14 protein-coding genes are annotated in these 15,232 nt (G+C 71.0%); 10 read left to right on the top strand and 4 right to left on the bottom strand.

All coding sequences use genetic code 11. From position 1 onward, the window contains the following. Positions 1-54: 54 nt before the first annotated feature. Entirely contained in the window at positions 55-1,056 is a 1,002-nt protein-coding gene (locus WBK50_RS29655) for a glycosyltransferase family 2 protein (protein ID WP_341338725.1), read from the bottom strand. 207 nt (positions 1,057-1,263) lie between these two features. Between WBK50_RS29655 and WBK50_RS29650 the strand changes: the two genes are divergently transcribed. Beyond that, entirely contained in the window at positions 1,264-2,166 is a 903-nt protein-coding gene (locus WBK50_RS29650; RefSeq protein ID WP_341338724.1) for an ATP-grasp fold amidoligase family protein, read from the top strand. Here WBK50_RS29650 and WBK50_RS29645 read toward each other — a convergent pair. Together WBK50_RS29645 and WBK50_RS29640 are read right to left on the bottom strand one after the other, a co-directional pair. Then, a complete protein-coding gene (locus WBK50_RS29645; protein ID WP_341338723.1) occupies positions 2,141-3,433 on the bottom strand; it encodes a lipopolysaccharide biosynthesis protein in 1,293 nt (430 codons plus the stop codon). The genes WBK50_RS29650 and WBK50_RS29645 overlap by 26 nt on opposite strands. After that, a complete protein-coding gene (locus WBK50_RS29640; protein WP_341338722.1) occupies positions 3,430-4,818 on the bottom strand; it encodes a UDP-glucose dehydrogenase family protein in 1,389 nt (462 codons plus the stop codon). The genes WBK50_RS29645 and WBK50_RS29640 overlap by 4 nt, the downstream gene beginning before the upstream one ends. 172 nt (positions 4,819-4,990) lie before the next feature. Here WBK50_RS29640 and WBK50_RS29635 point away from each other — a divergent pair, with 172 nt between their 5' ends. The 7 genes from WBK50_RS29635 (at position 4,991) to thpD (ending at position 12,236) form a co-directional block, all read left to right on the top strand. After that, positions 4,991-6,187, top strand: a complete 1,197-nt coding sequence (locus WBK50_RS29635) for an FAD-dependent monooxygenase (RefSeq protein WP_341338721.1) — start codon at positions 4,991-4,993, stop codon at positions 6,185-6,187. A 131-nt stretch (positions 6,188-6,318) separates the two neighbouring features. Next, positions 6,319-7,062 (top strand): RluA family pseudouridine synthase, encoded by a 744-nt coding sequence (locus tag WBK50_RS29630; RefSeq protein ID WP_341338720.1) that lies wholly within the window; start codon positions 6,319-6,321, stop codon positions 7,060-7,062. 52 nt (positions 7,063-7,114) lie between these two features. Next, the gene (locus tag WBK50_RS29625; protein ID WP_341338719.1) at positions 7,115-8,731 is read left to right on the top strand and encodes a flavin-containing monooxygenase; all 1,617 of its coding nucleotides are present in this window, start codon (positions 7,115-7,117) and stop codon (positions 8,729-8,731) included. Positions 8,732-9,014: 283 nt separating this feature from the next. Continuing rightward, positions 9,015-9,554: a diaminobutyrate acetyltransferase gene (gene ectA, locus WBK50_RS29620; RefSeq protein ID WP_341338718.1), complete on the top strand. Its 540-nt coding sequence runs from the start codon at positions 9,015-9,017 to the stop codon at positions 9,552-9,554. An 11-nt stretch (positions 9,555-9,565) separates the two neighbouring features. Beyond that, entirely contained in the window at positions 9,566-10,822 is a 1,257-nt protein-coding gene (gene ectB / locus WBK50_RS29615; RefSeq protein WP_341338717.1) for a diaminobutyrate--2-oxoglutarate transaminase, read from the top strand. Positions 10,823-10,830: 8 nt separating this feature from the next. Next, complete coding sequence (locus WBK50_RS29610) at positions 10,831-11,235, top strand: ectoine synthase (RefSeq protein ID WP_341339546.1); 405 nt, start codon at positions 10,831-10,833, stop codon at positions 11,233-11,235. Between the two features lie 80 nt (positions 11,236-11,315). Continuing rightward, a complete protein-coding gene (thpD, locus tag WBK50_RS29605; protein WP_341338716.1) occupies positions 11,316-12,236 on the top strand; it encodes an ectoine hydroxylase in 921 nt (306 codons plus the stop codon). A gap of 72 nt (positions 12,237-12,308) precedes the next feature. Here thpD and WBK50_RS29600 read toward each other — a convergent pair whose 3' ends face one another. After that, the gene (locus WBK50_RS29600) at positions 12,309-13,130 is read right to left on the bottom strand and encodes an SGNH/GDSL hydrolase family protein (protein WP_341338715.1); all 822 of its coding nucleotides are present in this window, start codon (positions 13,128-13,130) and stop codon (positions 12,309-12,311) included. Between the two features lie 136 nt (positions 13,131-13,266). Here WBK50_RS29600 and WBK50_RS29595 point away from each other — a divergent pair, with 136 nt between their 5' ends. After that, the gene (locus WBK50_RS29595) at positions 13,267-13,956 is read left to right on the top strand and encodes a DUF3159 domain-containing protein (protein ID WP_341338714.1); all 690 of its coding nucleotides are present in this window, start codon (positions 13,267-13,269) and stop codon (positions 13,954-13,956) included. Positions 13,957-14,260: 304 nt separating this feature from the next. Then, complete coding sequence (locus WBK50_RS29590) at positions 14,261-15,190, top strand: hypothetical protein (protein ID WP_341338713.1); 930 nt, start codon at positions 14,261-14,263, stop codon at positions 15,188-15,190. Positions 15,191-15,232: the final 42 nt, after the last annotated feature.

The following is a 15,232-nucleotide window of genomic DNA, read 5'->3' as shown; positions in this document are numbered from 1 at the left end:
GGTCACAGCGCTGAGTCAAGTGCTTCAGGCGTCCCGGCGAGCGGGCGGGGGCGCTCACGCCAGACGCGCGCGGGCCCCGTTCACGGCCTTGAGCGCCTGCGCGACGCCCTTGTAGGCGCCCTTGCGGACCCCTTCCCGCGTCGCGCGCATCCGGGCGCGGCCGGCCGGGCCCGCCTGGTCCCAGGCCAGCAGCGAGGCGCCCCAGGAGTTACGTGCGAGCTGGTTGGCGCCGGCCTTGCGCGCCTGCAGCGCCCACGCGCCCGCGACGTCGTCGAACCCGTCCCGGTAGGCGAAGACCGCGGGCCGGACGTAGGCCAGGCCGGGGTGCAGGCGGGTCATCTGCGAGGAGTACTCGGCGAGCACCTTGTCCAGGGCCGCGAAGCGGGCGCCGCGGTTGGAGCTGATGCAGCCGGTGCGCATGAGCCGCATGTCCACGAGGTAGCGCCGGTTCCCCCAGAACAGCGGGGTGGAGGACCGGGTGGCGATCCGCAGCCACATCTCGAAGTCCACGGCGCTGGTGAGCGAGGTGTCGAAGGCGCCGACCTCGTCGAAGCAGCTGCGCCGGATCAGCAGCGAGCTGCCGTTGTGCGGCGGGTTGTTCTCCGCGAGCAGCTTGTCCAGGTCGCACGCGCCGGCCGGCTGCCAGCGCAGCGCGACGACCTGCCCGCCCTCGAGCATGACCCGGGTGTGGCAGTAGACGACGCCCACGGAGGACGGCGTCCGCTCCATCACCTCGAGCTGGCTGCGGAGGAAGTCCGGGTGCCAGCGGTCGTCCCCGTCGAGGAAGGCGACGAACGGCGCCGTGGACTCGCGGATGCCGAGGTTGCGGGCGTTGCCGGAGCCGGCGTTCGCACTGGAGACGAGGCGGACCCGATCGTCCACAGCGGCCTTCGCGCGGACGATGTCCGCGGTGTCGTCCGTGGACCCGTCGTCGACCACGATGTACTCGAACCGGCGCTCGGTCTGCGCGAGCACGGAGTCGATGGCCTCGCCGATCCAGGGGCCGACGTTGTACGCGGGGGTGATCACGGCGACGAGAGCCGTCTCGTTCAGCACCGGGCAGACACTAGCAATCTGAGAATTTCTGGTCGTCCGATGTAGTCATTACTACACCGTGTGGGTGATTTGCTCTCCTGCAAGCGGCACGGAACGGCGGTTCAGCGGCCAGCGCCGCTCGCTCGTCGCAGCGGTGCGGATCGGGCGGAGGCGATCCGCCGTGACGCGCGCGCTACGCCGTCCACGGCCCCCTCTATATTCCGGCGAATGTCCTTCGATGCGCGGGTCATGCTGGCCCGGCGGCTCCGGTTCCTGCCCGACCGGCCCTTCGCGGTCGTCAAGCACGCGATCTTCCAGGGCGAGCTCTCGACGCTGCGCAGGCCCAGGACCTACTCGCAGATGCTCGCCGCGAAGAACCTGAAGGCACAACCGCCGCTGGTGCAGTTGACCGCCGACAAGTACGCCGTGCGCGAGCACGTCGCGGAGCGCGTCGGCGCGCAGTACCTCATCCCGCTGGTCCAGGTGGTGGATCGGGCTGACGACCTCGACTTCGACGGCATGCCCGGGCCCTGCGTCATCAAGGGGACGCACGGCTGCGACATGACGATCCTGCTGCCGGACCTCGCGAAGGTGGACCGGGACGCGGTGCGCCGGACCGTCCGCAGGTGGCTGGACACGGACTTCTACAAGGCCGGCTGGCGGGAGAGCCCCTACCGCGGGCTGCCGCGCCGCGCCGTCGTCGAGGAGTTCATCGGCGACCGGCGCACGGCGCCGTCGGACTACAAGTTCTTCATGTTCCACGGCGAGCCGGCGATGGTCGTCGTGGACCAGGACCGTTTCTCCGCGCACACCTCGACGCTGCTCAGCCCGGACTGGCACGAGCTGGACGTCAGCGGCCGCTTCGCGTTCGCCGACGCGCTGCCCGAGCAGCCGCGGAACTACGCGGAGATGCTCGACGTCGCGCGGAAGCTCGCGGCGGACTTCGAGTTCGCCCGGATCGACCTCTACAACGTCGACGGGCGGATCTACTTCGGCGAGATCACGCACAACCCGGGCGGCGGGCTCGTCCGGCTGCAGCCGCGGGAGTTCGACCTCGCGCTCGGCGAGATCTGGCGCCACCGCACCCCGCTGCCGGAGCGGTTCGTCAAGCGGCCGGCGCCTTCGGCCTGAGCCACCGGACGACCGTGGGCGCCAGCACCAGCGCCAGCGCGAGCTCGATGCCGAGGGCGGACCAGCCCACGGCGTCGAGCCCGAGGGAGTCCGCGAACAGGACCGTGCCGCCGATCAACGCCGCGGCCTGGACGGACTGCAGGATCGCCAGGTTGATCGTGCGGTTCTGCATGCGGGAACGCGTCATGAACAGCGTCACGACGACCCGAGGGAACGTCGAGGCCATCAGCAGCTGCAGCAGGAACGTCGAGTTGGAGCGGTACTGCGAGCCGAACAGCTGCAGCAGCAGCGGCGCCCCGAGCGCGATGAGCGCCGCGGCGGGCAGCACGGTGGCGCCGATCCGGCGCAGGATCGCCATCGCATAGATGTGCGTCCGGGACTCGTCCCGGGCCGCCTCGACCACGAGGGACGACGTGATGCCCTGGGACAACAGGTTCATCGCGACGAACACGGTCTGGGCCGGCAGGAAGTAGGCGCCCGCCTCCGGCCCGAGCTCGGAGACCACCAGGACCGGCAGGAACGTCGAGGCGAGCTGGTTGAAGACCTGGCCCGTGTAGTCCCCGGCCATGTAGTTGCGCAGGACCCGGCGGGTCGGCGGCTTCTGCTCCGCGGCGCTCTCCGCCGCGTGCCGGGGCAGCAGCCGCCGGAACACCAGCAGCGTGACCGGGACCAGCAGCGCGACGACCGGCAGCGTCCACGAGGTGAACACGCCGTCCGTGAGCGACGTCTGCGCGACGATCACCAACAGCACCAGTTTGACGATCCCGTAGATCCCGTTCTCCAGCGGGATCCAGATCGCCGACCGGAGCCCGGTGAGCGTCGCGTCCTGGAGCGTGAAGAGCGACCACAGGGTGGTCGAGAGGATGAACCAGCCCGCGAACGGCAGCGAGACGTGCAGCGGGTCGGACTCCGGCAGCACGAGGGCGCAGTACGTCATGACGGCCGCCGAGCCGAGGACCGCCAGCCCGGCGGAGATCCCGTAGGCGCTGCGGACCAGGCTCCGCGACGACGTCCCGGCCCGCGGCAGGAAACGGATCAGCGCCTGGCCGAAGTTGAGCTGGGTCAGGGTCGAGACCAGCATCATCAGCGAGATGAGCGCGCTGCCGCGGCCCACCTCGGCGTCGGTGAACGTCCGGGCCGCGACGATCCAGTAGAGCAGGCCGAACACCGAGTTGACCGCGGTGTTCAACATCAACGCGTACGCGTTCCGGAAGAGCGGGGTGGTCAGCTCCGTGCGCAGGCCCCTGACCTTGCCGGCGATGCTCATGCGGGTTTGCGGACGGCGGAGACCGACGACGTGGCCAGGGACGACGCGACGTACGGGGCGGCGCGGCCCACGCCGACCCAGTCGAAGTCCGCCCGCCGCACGACGGCGGGGTCCAGCAGGTTCCGGGTGTCGACGACCGTCCGCTCGGCGACGGCCGCGCCGAGGCGCTGCCAGTCCAGGGACCGGAACTCGGGCCACTCGGTGAGGATGACGATGGCCTCGGCGTCCTTCGCGGCCTCGTACGGGTCGTCGACGACGGTGAGCAGCGAGCCGTCGATGCTCGAGCTCGCGGCCGCGATTCCCGGGTCGTAGGCGACGAGCTCCGCGCCGGCCTGCTTCAGCAGCGCGGCGACGCCGAGCGCCGGGGAGTCCCGCAGGTCGTCCGTGCCGGCCTTGAACGTGAGCCCGAACAGGGCGATCCGCTTGCGCGTGACGGAGCCGCTGCGCTTGCCGGTGACCGCCTTGCGGATCTTCTCGACCATCCGCTGGAACTGCCGGGTGTTCGTGTCGATCGTGGCGCGGAGCAGCCGGAACTCGAAGTCCGCCGAGTCCGCGACCTGCAGCAGCGCGTGGATGTCCTTCGGCAGGCAGGAGCCGCCCCAGCCCGGCCCGGGGGAGAGGAACGCCTGGCCGATGCGCTTGTCGTAGCCGATCCCCTCGGTCACGTCCGCGACGTCGGCGTCCAGGCGCTCGCACAGCTCGGCGAGCGCGTTGACGTAGGAGAGCTTCATCGCGAGGAAGCAGTTCGCCGCGTACTTGATCATCTCGGCGCTGGCGGCGTCGGTGAGGACGGTCGGGGCGCCCAGCCTGGCGTACAGCGCCGCGACGCGTTCGGCGGCGTCCTGCGACGAGTTCGACCCGACGACGATCCGGTCCGGGTTCAGGAAGTCGTGCACCGCGGAGCCCTCGCGCAGGAACTCGGGGTTGCTGACCACGCCGACGTCCGGGCGTCCGAGCAGCTCGGAGGTGCGGTCCGCCGTCCCGACCGGGACCGTCGACTTGTTGACGACCACGCAGCCCTCGGGGATGACGTCCCGTGTCTCCTCGACGACAGCCTCGACCGCGGCGAGGTCCGCGACGCCGCCGACCCCCATCGGCGTCGGCACGCACAGGAACATGACCTCGACGGGCGTGCCGCGGGACTGCAGCTCCGCGAGCGCGGCGGCGGCCCCGACGACGAACGAGAGCCGCCCCGCCGCGATCCCCTCGCGCACGAGCTCCGCGAGACCCGGCTCGCGGATCCCGATCTCGCCCCGGACCAGCTTCCCGACCTTGGCGGCGTCGATGTCCGCGCACACGACGCGGTGCCCGAGGGAGGCCAGGCAGGCCCCCGTCGTGAGGCCCACGTATCCGGTTCCGACGACGGCGACGCTCCGAGCGAACACTCCGCGCTGCTCCCTTTGTCGAGGTGGCGACCGGCATCCGGCCCACGGACGGGTGTCGAGGGGACCGTACCGGGGCCGTCCGACGCGCTTCCCGGCGAGCGGTCCCGACTGCGGCGCGTGAGCACCGCATTGCTAGGTTGCCCGACCGGGACGCGTCACCTGGGGGGCTGCGGTGCGGACGGTGTGTGTGGGCGGCGGCCCGGCTGGGCTGTACTACGCGATCCTGGCGAAGCTGCGGCGCGAGTCCGACGACGTGCTCGTCGTCGAGCGCAACGAGCCCGGCGTGACGTTCGGCTGGAGCGTCACGTTCGGTGAGGACTTCCTGGACGACCTGCACCGCAACGACCCCGTCAGCGCGCGCGCGATCCACGAGGCGTCCCTGCTGTGGGGGGACCAGGTCGTGCTGGTCGGCGACGCGCGGCCGGTGCACCTCGGCGGCAAGTACGGCTACAGCATCGACCGCACCCGGATGCTGGAGGTCCTCGCGCGCCGGGCCGAGCAGCTGGGCGTCGAGCTGCGGTTCGGGGCGCACGCGGGTTCCGAGTCCGACTTCGACGCGGACCTGGTCCTGGCCGCGGACGGCGTCGGCAGCCGGCTCCGCGCGCGGCACGCCGAGCACTTCGGCACCACGATCACGCCGGGCCGCAACCGGTACGTCTGGCTCGGCACGTCTCGCTCGTTCGAGGCGTTCACGTTCGCCTTCGAGCGCACGGAGGCCGGGCTCGTCTGGTTCTACGCCTACCCGTCGTCGGACGAGGCCAGCACCTGCATCGTCGAGTGCTCCCCGGAGACCTGGTCCGGCCTCGGGCTGGACACCATGGAGCCGGGCGCCGGCGTCGGCATGCTGGAGGGGCTCTTCGCCCGCGCGCTCGACGGGCACCGGCTCCTCGAGCCGGCCGGCGGCCTGGGCGCGGACCCGTGGCTGCACTTCCGCGAGATCCGCAACGCCACCTGGCGCCGGGACAACCTCGTGCTCGTCGGGGACTCGGCGCACACGACGCACTTCGGGATCGGCGCGGGGACCGTGCTCGCCGTCCAGGACTCGATCGCGCTGGCGGACGCGGTGTACGGCGCGGGCCTGGCGGCCGGGCTGGACACCTACGACCGGGTGCGCCGCGCGGAGCTGGACCCGATCCAGGACATGGCGCGGCGCAGCATGCAGTTCTTCGAGACGATCGACAGCCGGCCCGTCGACGACCCGGTCCGCTTCGCCTACGCGCTGCTGAACCGCCGGGGCGACCAGCCCGCCTGGCAGTACCGGGTCCACCAGGCGACGCAGATCGACGGCCTCCGTCAGGTCCGCCGCACGATCACCAACGCCCGCCGGACGGCACGGGCGGTCAAACGCAGTCGGAACGCACCCGCCTGAGGGCTGCCGGCGTGATCGCGGGCTCCGGTACGGGGCGGCCATCGGTGGTCGGGATGTACCGCACCCGGTGGTCAGCCTTCCCGCCGGTCCTTCGTCGCGGGCCGGGCCGTCGAGCCGACTAGGGTGCCGCCGTGAGCACGTCGTGGAGCTGGGCCGCGCTGCGCGCCCGGGTCGTCCTCGAGACCCCCGAGGTCCTGGTGCTGGACAAGCCGCCGGGCATCTCGGTGACGGGCGAGCGGCACGACGTCGACCTCGTGGAGCTCGCGGAGGCCGAGGGCGAGACCCTGTACCCGGTCCACCGGATCGACAAGGTCACCTCCGGGCTCGTCCTGCTGGCCCGGACCCTGCCCGCTCACGGCCCGTTGACCAGGCAGTTCGCCGACCGCACGGCCACCAAGGCCTATCTCGCGGTGGTCGAGGGCACCGGGCTCCCGCAGCGCTGGACGATCGACCTCCCGCTCGGCGTCGGACGCAAGAACACGGTCCGCATCGCCGCCCCGCGCGAGTCCCTGACCTTCGACGCGCAGGCGTCCCGCTGGGGCGTCGCCGAGGCGGACGTCCGCCCGGGCAGGAAGTGCTACCCCTCGGTCACCCACCTGCACCGCGTCGCCGAGGCGGACGGCCGGACGCTCGTCGTCGCCAACCCGGTGAGCGGGCGGCGCCACCAGATCCGCGTCCACCTCGCCTGGACCGGCAGCCCGATCGTCGGCGACCCGCTCTTCCGCGGGGAGGGCCGCACGTTCCTGCACTCCTGGCGGCTGCGGCTGCCCGCGGGGGAGGGCCTCGACGTCACCGCCGTGCCGGACGAGGAGTTCCTGCAGGCGTTCCCCGGCGCCCGGTTCGACGATGTCTGGCAGTCGCTCGCCGCGCACTGAAGCACGTGCATTCCCAGGCCCCGTGGCGCAGAGTGGGGGCGTGAGGGAATCGATGACGCTTTCACCGAACGGAACCGGCGAGCAGGATGTGCTCGTCGTCGGCGCCGGGTTCTCCGGCCTCTACGCCCTGCACCGCCTGCGCGGTCAGGGCCTGTCCGTCACCCTGCTCGAGGCCGGCGACGGCGTGGGCGGCACCTGGTACTGGAACCGGTACCCGGGCGCCCGGTGCGACTCCGAGAGCTACTACTACTCGTACTCGTTCGACGAGGAGCTGCAGAACGAGTGGGAGTGGAGCGAGCGCTACCCGCAGCAGCCCGAGATCATGGCGTACCTGAACCACGTCGCGGACCGGTTCGACCTGCGCCGGGACATCCGGCTCGGCACCCGCGTCGTGTCCGCGGAGTTCGACGACGGCCCGGCCCGTTGGCACGTCACGACCGACGCCGGCGAGCGGCTGACCTGCCGGTTCCTGGTGACGGCGGTCGGCTGCCTCTCCACGGCGAACGTCCCGGCGATCCCCGGGCTGGACACCTTCGCCGGCGAGTGGTTCCACACCGGGCGCTGGCCGCACGAGGGCGTGGACTTCGCCGGCAGGCGCGTCGGCATCGTCGGCACGGGGTCCACCGGGATCCAGGCGGTCCCGGTGATCGCCGAGCAGGCCGCGCACCTGACCGTCTTCCAGCGCACGGCGAACTACAGCATCCCGGCCCGCAACGGCCCGGAGAGCGTCGAGTCCCGGCAGGCGATCAAGGACGACTACGCCGAGATCCGACGGATCCAGCGCGAGTCCACCAACGGGCACCCCTTCCTGATCAGCGAGCGTTCCGCGCTCGAGCCGTCCGAGGACGAGCGCCGGGCGATCTACGAGGCGGCCTGGGAGCGCGGCGGGCTGCGCTTCCGGGCCTCGTTCGCGGACCTGCTCAGCGACCGGGCGGCCAACGACACGGCGTCGGACTTCATCCGCACGAAGATCCGCGAGATCGTCCGGGACCCGGAGGTCGCGGAGCGGCTCACCCCGCGCGACCACGGCTTCGCCACCAAGCGCCCGCCGATCGACACCGACTACTTCGAGGCCTACAACCGGGAGAACGTCACCCTGGTCGACGTCCGGGAGACGCCGATCGAGGAGGTCACCCCGACCGGCCTGCGCACGTCGGCCGCGGAGTACCCGCTGGACCGGATCGTCTTCGCGACCGGCTTCGACGCCATGACCGGCCCGCTGCTCGGCATCGACATCCGCGGCACCGGCGGCCGGACGCTGAGGGACAAGTGGGCGGACGGCCCGCGTACCTACCTCGGGCTGGGGATCGCCGGCTTCCCGAACCTGTTCACGATCACGGGGCCCGGGAGCCCGTCGGTGCTGTGCAACATGCCGACCGCCATCGAGCAGCACGTGGACTGGATCGCGGACTGCATCGCCGACCTCGACGCCCGCGGGCTGGCCCGGATGGAGGCCACCGAGGACGCGGAGACCGCGTGGGTGGCGCACAACAACGAGGCGGCCGGGAAGACCCTGTTGCCGCAGGCGTCGAGCTCCTGGTACCTGGGCGCGAACGTGCCGGGCAAGCCGCGGGTGTTCATGCCGTACGCGGGCGGCTTCGCGGCCTACACGAGGATCTGCGACGAGGTGGCGGCCGAGGAGTACCGAGGGTTCGTCCGGACCCGGTAGGGGCACCCGACCCGCCCGGCGTGGCGAGCATTACGTGCGCCGGGTGGGGTCGGGGTACCGTCCGGGAGATCCGCTCGCGGAGGGCCGAAGTCCTCGCAGGTGCCCACGCGATCCACCTGATGCGCCGGGGATACGGGCCAGAAATCGGCCAACCAATTGTCGTGCCCAGATCCCGAGAGCATTAAACGTGACCGTGTTACAGGTCACATCGGGCGCAGAAATTGCGTTGTCGGCAACGGTCGAACGTCGCGAGTTGAGGACGTCCCTGTTAACTTCGCTCGACATGACCGCCGCTACGTCCGACGCGTCCGATACCGATGGTCGGCCACCGACCGCCACCCCCGAGGTGACGATCGAGGCCCCCGAGATCGCGGACGGCGTGGCGATGCACCGGATGGCGGCCGAGTCCGGCGTCCTGGACGTCAACTCGCGCTACGCGTACCTGATCTGGTGCCGGGACTTCGCCGCCACGTCGGTCGTCGCCCGGATGAAGGGCCAGGTCGTCGGTTTCGTCACCGGCTTCCGCCGCCCGGACGCGCCGGACACGCTGGTCGTCTGGCAGGTCGCCGTGGACCCGGTGACGCGTGGTGCCGGGGTCGGCGGCCGCATGCTCGACTCGCTGTTCGACCGGGTGCCCGGCGCCGCGTATATGGAGACGTCGGTGACCCCGGACAACGAGTCGTCGAATCGAATGTTCGTTTCTTTTGCTACACGCCGAAATGCAGGTTTCGAACGGACCGAATTGTTTTCCGGGGAGCTGCTGGGAGCCGGGCACGAGCCCGAGATGCTCTACCGGATCGGCCCGATTGCGCGACAGGATTGAGGGGACACGCCATGAACATCTTCCAAGAGGTCGAGTCCGAGGTCCGCAGCTACAGCCGCAACTGGCCCGCGGTGTTCGACGTCGCGCGGGGTAGTGAGCTGTGGGACGTCGACGGCAGGCGATATCTGGACTTCTTCGGCGGCGCGGGTGCCCTCAACTACGGGCACAACCCGCCTGCGCTGAAGAGACCGCTGCTCGAGTACCTCGAGCGCGACGGCATCACGCACGGCCTGGACATGCACACCCAGGCCAAGGCGGACTTCCTGACCGCGTTCCGGGACCGGATCCTGAAGCCGCGCGACATGGACTACAAGGTCCAGTTCCCCGGCCCGACCGGCACCAACGCCGTCGAGTCCGCGCTGAAGCTCGCCCGGAAGATCTCCGGCAAGGAATCGATGATCAACTTCACCAACGCGTTCCACGGCATGACGCTGGGCTCGCTGTCGGTGACCGGCAACTCGATGAAGCGTGGCGGCGCGGGCATCCCGCTGGTGCACGCCACCCCGATGCCCTACGACAACTACTTCGACGGCAAGGTGCCGGACTTCCTGTGGTTCGAGAAGGTCCTCGACGACACGGGCTCCAGCCTCAACGACCCGGCGGCCGTGATCGTCGAGACCGTTCAGGGCGAGGGCGGCATCAACCCCGCGCGCGTCGAGTGGCTGCAGGGGCTGGCGGACCTGTGCCAGCGGCACGGCATCCTGCTGATCGTCGACGACGTCCAGATGGGCGTCGGCCGCACCGGGCCGTTCTTCTCCTTCGAGGAGGCGGGCATCAGGCCGGACATCGTGACGATCTCGAAGTCGATCTCCGGCTACGGCCTGCCGATGGCGCTCGTGCTGATCAAGCCCGAGCACGACGTCTGGAGCCCCGGCGAGCACAACGGCACCTTCCGCGGCAACAACCCGGCGTTCGTCACCGCCACCGCGGCCCTGCACGAGTACTGGAGCGACGACACGCTCGAGCGGAACACCATCCGCAAGGGCGAGAAGGTCCAGGAGGCCTTCACCAGGATCGCGAAGGACACGACCTCGGTCGAGCTGACGGCCCGGGGCCGGGGGCTGGCCCGCGGGATCGAGTTCGCGCAGCCGGAACTGGCCGCCAAGGTCTGCGCCACCGCATTCGAGCGTGGTCTGCTGATGGAGACCTCCGGACCGTCCAGTGAGGTCATGAAGATCCTGGCCCCGCTGACCACCACCGACGACGAGCTCGACGAGGGTCTGGAGATCATCGCCGAGTCCGTCAAGACCGTCATCAATGGAGCGTGAGCACTTACATGATCGTCCGTAACATCGACGACGTCACCGGCACGAAGAACCACGTGGACACCCCCGGCTGGTACAGCCGGCGGATCGTGACCGCCCACGACCGGGTCGGGTTCTCCGTGGGCGAGACGGTGCTGCGCGCCGGCACGGTCAACGACTTCTGGTACGCCAACCACGTCGAGGCCGTCTACATCACCTCCGGCGAGGGCGAGCTGTACGACAAGGACAACGACGAGACGCACAAGATCGGCCCGGGATCGATGTACCTGCTCAACGGGCACGAGAAGCACCAGGTACGTCCGAAGACGGACATCACCTGCGTCTGTGTGTTCAACCCGCCGGTCGTCGGCACCGAGGTGCACGACGAGCACGGCGTGTACCCGCTCCTGAAGATCGACGAGCCGGGCGGGGCGTAACGACTTCCGAACACCGCCGAACCCCACCACCGAGGAAGGGCGGACCCACTCCCGCGGGAACCGAGAAGGAGGCGAGGAGCATGACTGCTGTCACCGGTAGCTCGATCCAGACCACGAGCGACCGCTACTACACGCGGGTCTCGAACGAACCCGCCCTCATCGAGCGGATCGAGCCGACGGTGTGGGGGGATCCGGCGAGCGCGGGGATGTACGGCGCGCAGGAGCTCCACCGGCACGAGCGGGACGGGTTCAGCCAGGTCCCCCAGCTGCTGACGCCCGACGAGGTCGCCGGGTACGCCGCGGAGCTGGACCGCCTCGCCACGGACCCGGCGGTGCGGGCGGACGACCGGTGCATCGTGGAGAAGAAGTCGAACCAGGTGCGCTCGATCTTCGAGGTCCACAGGATCAGCGACGCCATCGCGCGGCTGGTCGCGGACGAGCGCGTGGTCGGCCGGGCCCGGCAGATCCTGGGCTCGGACGTGTACGTCCACCAGAGCCGGATCAACTACAAGCCGGGCTTCGGTGGCGGCGGGTTCTACTGGCACTCGGACTTCGAGACCTGGCACGCGGAGGACGGCATGCCGACCCCGCGCGCCGTCAGCTGCTCGATCTCGCTGACCGAGAACTACGAGTACAACGGCTGTCTCATGATCATGCCCGGTTCGCAACGGACGTTCGTCTCCTGCGTGGGCGAAACGCCGGAGGACAACTACCGCTCGTCGCTGAAGGAGCAGGAGGTCGGCACCCCGGACCAGGACAGCCTCACGGCGCTGGCCAACCGGCACGGGATCGCCATGCTCACCGGCAAGGCCGGGTCGGCGACGTTCTTCGACTCCAACTGCATGCACGGCTCGAGTGACAACATCACGCCGTACCCGCGCTCGAACATCTTCCTGGTGTTCAACAGCGTGGAGAACGCCTGCGGCGAGCCGTTCTACGCACCCACGCGGCGGCCCGAGTACATCGGCGCGCGGGACTTCACGCCGGTCGGGGCACGCTGAGCGGTCCCACCGACGACGACAACGGCCCCGCCACGGCTTCCGTGGCGGGGCCGAGTCGTGCGCGGGGGCCGCTCAGACGAGGTGGTCGGGGCCGTCGACGAGCCGGGGCCGGTCGATCAGAGGGGAACACGCGAGGAACGGGGCCAGGTTCGGGCGCTTCGGCAGCGCACCCTCGCCGGGGTGGGCGCCGCGCAGCCGCCTGCGGACGTAAGGCATGACGTGGTCCCGGACCCAGCGCAGGTCGTCCTGCTGCCGGGCCCGCCACGGCGCCGGATCGGCGGCCGGCCACGGCGTCCGCCAGTCCGCGGGGACGGGCTCGCCGAGCGTCTCGAGCACCCGCAGGGCGACGCGCTCGTGCGCCTCCGGCGTCAGGTGCAGGCGGTCGCTCGCCCAGGCGCGCGGGTCCGCGAGGACGTCCATGCCCCACAGGTCCACGACCTTGCAGCCGTGGCGCTCCGCGCTGGCCCGCATGTCCTCGTTGAAACAGGCGACGCGGCCGCGCAGGCGGCGCAGGAGCACGTGCATCCGCCGCAGGTCGAAGCCGGTGAAGATGATGACCTCGGCGCCGGTCGCCACGATCCGCGCCAGGGCCGCGTCGAAACGGGCGATCAGGTCGTCGGTGTCGCACTGGAAGCCGATGATGTCGTTGCCGCCGGCGCAGAAGGAGACGAGATCCGGCTTCATCCGCTCGACGACGGGGATCTGGTCGGCGACGACCTGGTCCAGCAGCTTTCCGCGGACGGCGAGGTTGGCGTAGGTGAAGCCAGGCCTGCCGGCGGCCAGCCGCTCGGCCAGGCGGTCCGCCCAGCCGCGCGGGGAACCGTCGTCCCACAGGTCGTCGAGGCCCTCGGTGAAGCTGTCGCCGACCGCGACGAAACTTCTCAGCTCCCGCATGCGTCGCCCCTTTACCGGTCGTTTCCCTTCGCGCCAACCACCTGTGGCGTGATGCTCACACAAGGATCACTCATCCCCGGCGGTTTCCGCCACCATGAGGGTGATGCGCGGGCGCCGATAGGGCACCCTTGCCTAGGTGACGACCTCCGAGCGCGACTCCGCCGCGCCGCCCCCCGAGAGGCCCGGCGAGGCGGAGACGCTGCGCACCATCCTCGGCGGCCGGAGCGGGGCGATCGACGCCACGATCCCGGTCGTCGTCTTCGTCATCGCCTGGGTGGTCGCGGACTCCGCCGGATGGCCCTCGTCCGTGGCGATCGGCGCAGGCGCGGCGATGCTTGCCGGCGTGGTCGTCGCGATCGTGCGGCTGGCGAACGGCCGCAGGCCCCGGGCCGTGCTGCTCGGGCTGCTCGGCGTGGCCGTCGCGGCGCTCGTCGCGATGTACACGGGGCGGGCCGCGGACTTCTTCCTCGTCCAGATCGCGACGAACGCGGCCTCCGCGCTGGTCTGGACCCTTTCGATCGTCGTGCGCTGGCCGCTGCTGGGGCTGATCGTCGGCACGCTCCTGGGCCAGCGGACGCGCTGGCGCAAGGACCCGGACCTGATGCGCGGCTACCAGCGGGCCAGCTGGGTCTGGGTGGGGCAGTACGTCGTGCGGGTGGCGGTGTTCCTGCCGCTCTACGAGGCGGACCAGGTGCTCGGGCTCGGCGCGGCGCGAGCGATCCTCAGCCCCGCGCTCGTGGCGCTCTGCGTCTTCCTGTCCTGGCCGGTACTCCGTTCGGCCCTGCCGCCCGGCCATCCCGGGATCCGTCACCCTCGCGTGCACTAGCCTCGGACGTTCGCCGCGGGGACGTGAACGTCGTCACTATGCGTGATCATCGGGTGCGTTAGCTTGATCGACGACGTTGATACAGGTGGAGAGTCGCCGCACCCCGACGTGGATCGTGAACAGGAGTCATGCCCTACCAGCCGCAGCAGCGCCCGGACCAGCACGCCGCAGACCACCGTTCCCCCGGCCTGCCGTACCTCCAGGAGGCATTCCTTACGGACGGCCGGGCCCGGCTCGCACTGCAGGCCGGCCGGCGGCGCCGTCGATCCCGCAGCAGGTGCGGCCCGAGGACAGACGGGCCCGGATGACCGGCTCCAGCAGTGGTGAGCCGACCCGGGTGACCGTGAAGGCCGAGGGCCACACGACCGAGGCCGTCATCACGACGGCGGCGACTCCGGCCGCCGCGCCGAGCCTCACCGTCAACAAGGTGCTCGCCGGCGCGGGCGCCGCGGCCACCACCGCAGTCATGGGCTCGTTCTTCGGCGCCACCGGCACGGTGACGGGCGCGGCCCTCGGCTCGGTGGTCAGCACCGTCGTCACGGCGGTGTACCAGCGCTCCCTGGACCGCACCAAGGAGACGGTGCTCCAGAAGGTCAAGCTGCCCAGCGGGGCGTCCGTCGTGCTGCGCGGCAGCGACGCGCCCACCACGGTGGCTCCTTCGACCTCGGAGAAGGTCGACCCGCTCGCCACGGTGCCGCTGCAGCGGAGGACGACGACGGAGAACGGGTCCACCGTCCTCGTCCCCGCGGAGCAGGCGCCGGTGCCGGCGCCGGAGGAGGCGAAGCGGCGGATCCGCAAGCGGGTCTGGGTGCCGATCGCGGGCGCGGTCGTCGCGTTCGTCGCGGCGATGGCGCTGATCACCGGCATCGAGGCGCTGAAGGGCTCGTCGCTGTCCGGGAACTCCGGGACGTCGGTGAGCCGGGTCGTCAGCGGGTCGAGCGCGTCGACGGACACCACCTCGACGAACGAGGACCAGCAACGGAGCAGGGGCACGGACACGTCGAGCTCCAGCGAGCCCAGCACGAGCTCGTCGGCCACGCCGAGCGCGGAGAACGGCAGCGGTGCGGCGTCCTCCACACGGAGCAGCGCGCCGAGCGCGAGCACCGCGCCGAGCGCGTCCGTGAAGGTCCAGGTGCCGCAGCTCGGTGGCTCGACCGGCTCCGACGGGTCGTCGGACGCCGGCGGCAGCAGCTCCGGCGGCAGCAGCTCGGGCGGGCAGGACTCGACGAACTGACGCGATCCGCCCCCGTGCGCGGTAGAGGGTGCTCCGGCATCA

Origin of the sequence: Pseudonocardia sp. T1-2H (assembly GCF_038039215.1) — a bacterium.
Classification (GTDB): Bacteria; Actinomycetota; Actinomycetes; order Mycobacteriales; family Pseudonocardiaceae; genus Pseudonocardia.
Note: the sequence above shows the minus strand (reverse complement) of the source record. Positions and strands in the feature narration are given on the sequence as shown.

What these genes read in the sequence shown, in the direction of transcription:
- WBK50_RS29650 (WP_341338724.1), top strand. Translation starts at nt 1,264, where the DNA reads ATGTCCTTCGATGCGCGGGTCATGCTGGCCCGGCGGCTCCGGTTCCTG.
- WBK50_RS29645 (WP_341338723.1), bottom strand. Translation starts at nt 3,433, where the DNA reads ATGAGCATCGCCGGCAAGGTCAGGGGCCTGCGCACGGAGCTGACCACC.
- WBK50_RS29625 (WP_341338719.1), top strand. Translation starts at nt 7,115, where the DNA reads ATGACGCTTTCACCGAACGGAACCGGCGAGCAGGATGTGCTCGTCGTC.
- ectA (WP_341338718.1), top strand. Translation starts at nt 9,015, where the DNA reads ATGACCGCCGCTACGTCCGACGCGTCCGATACCGATGGTCGGCCACCG.
- ectB (WP_341338717.1), top strand. Translation starts at nt 9,566, where the DNA reads ATGAACATCTTCCAAGAGGTCGAGTCCGAGGTCCGCAGCTACAGCCGC.
- WBK50_RS29610 (WP_341339546.1), top strand. Translation starts at nt 10,831, where the DNA reads ATGATCGTCCGTAACATCGACGACGTCACCGGCACGAAGAACCACGTG.
- thpD (WP_341338716.1), top strand. Translation starts at nt 11,316, where the DNA reads ATGACTGCTGTCACCGGTAGCTCGATCCAGACCACGAGCGACCGCTAC.
- WBK50_RS29600 (WP_341338715.1), bottom strand. Translation starts at nt 13,130, where the DNA reads ATGCGGGAGCTGAGAAGTTTCGTCGCGGTCGGCGACAGCTTCACCGAG.
- WBK50_RS29590 (WP_341338713.1), top strand. Translation starts at nt 14,261, where the DNA reads ATGACCGGCTCCAGCAGTGGTGAGCCGACCCGGGTGACCGTGAAGGCC.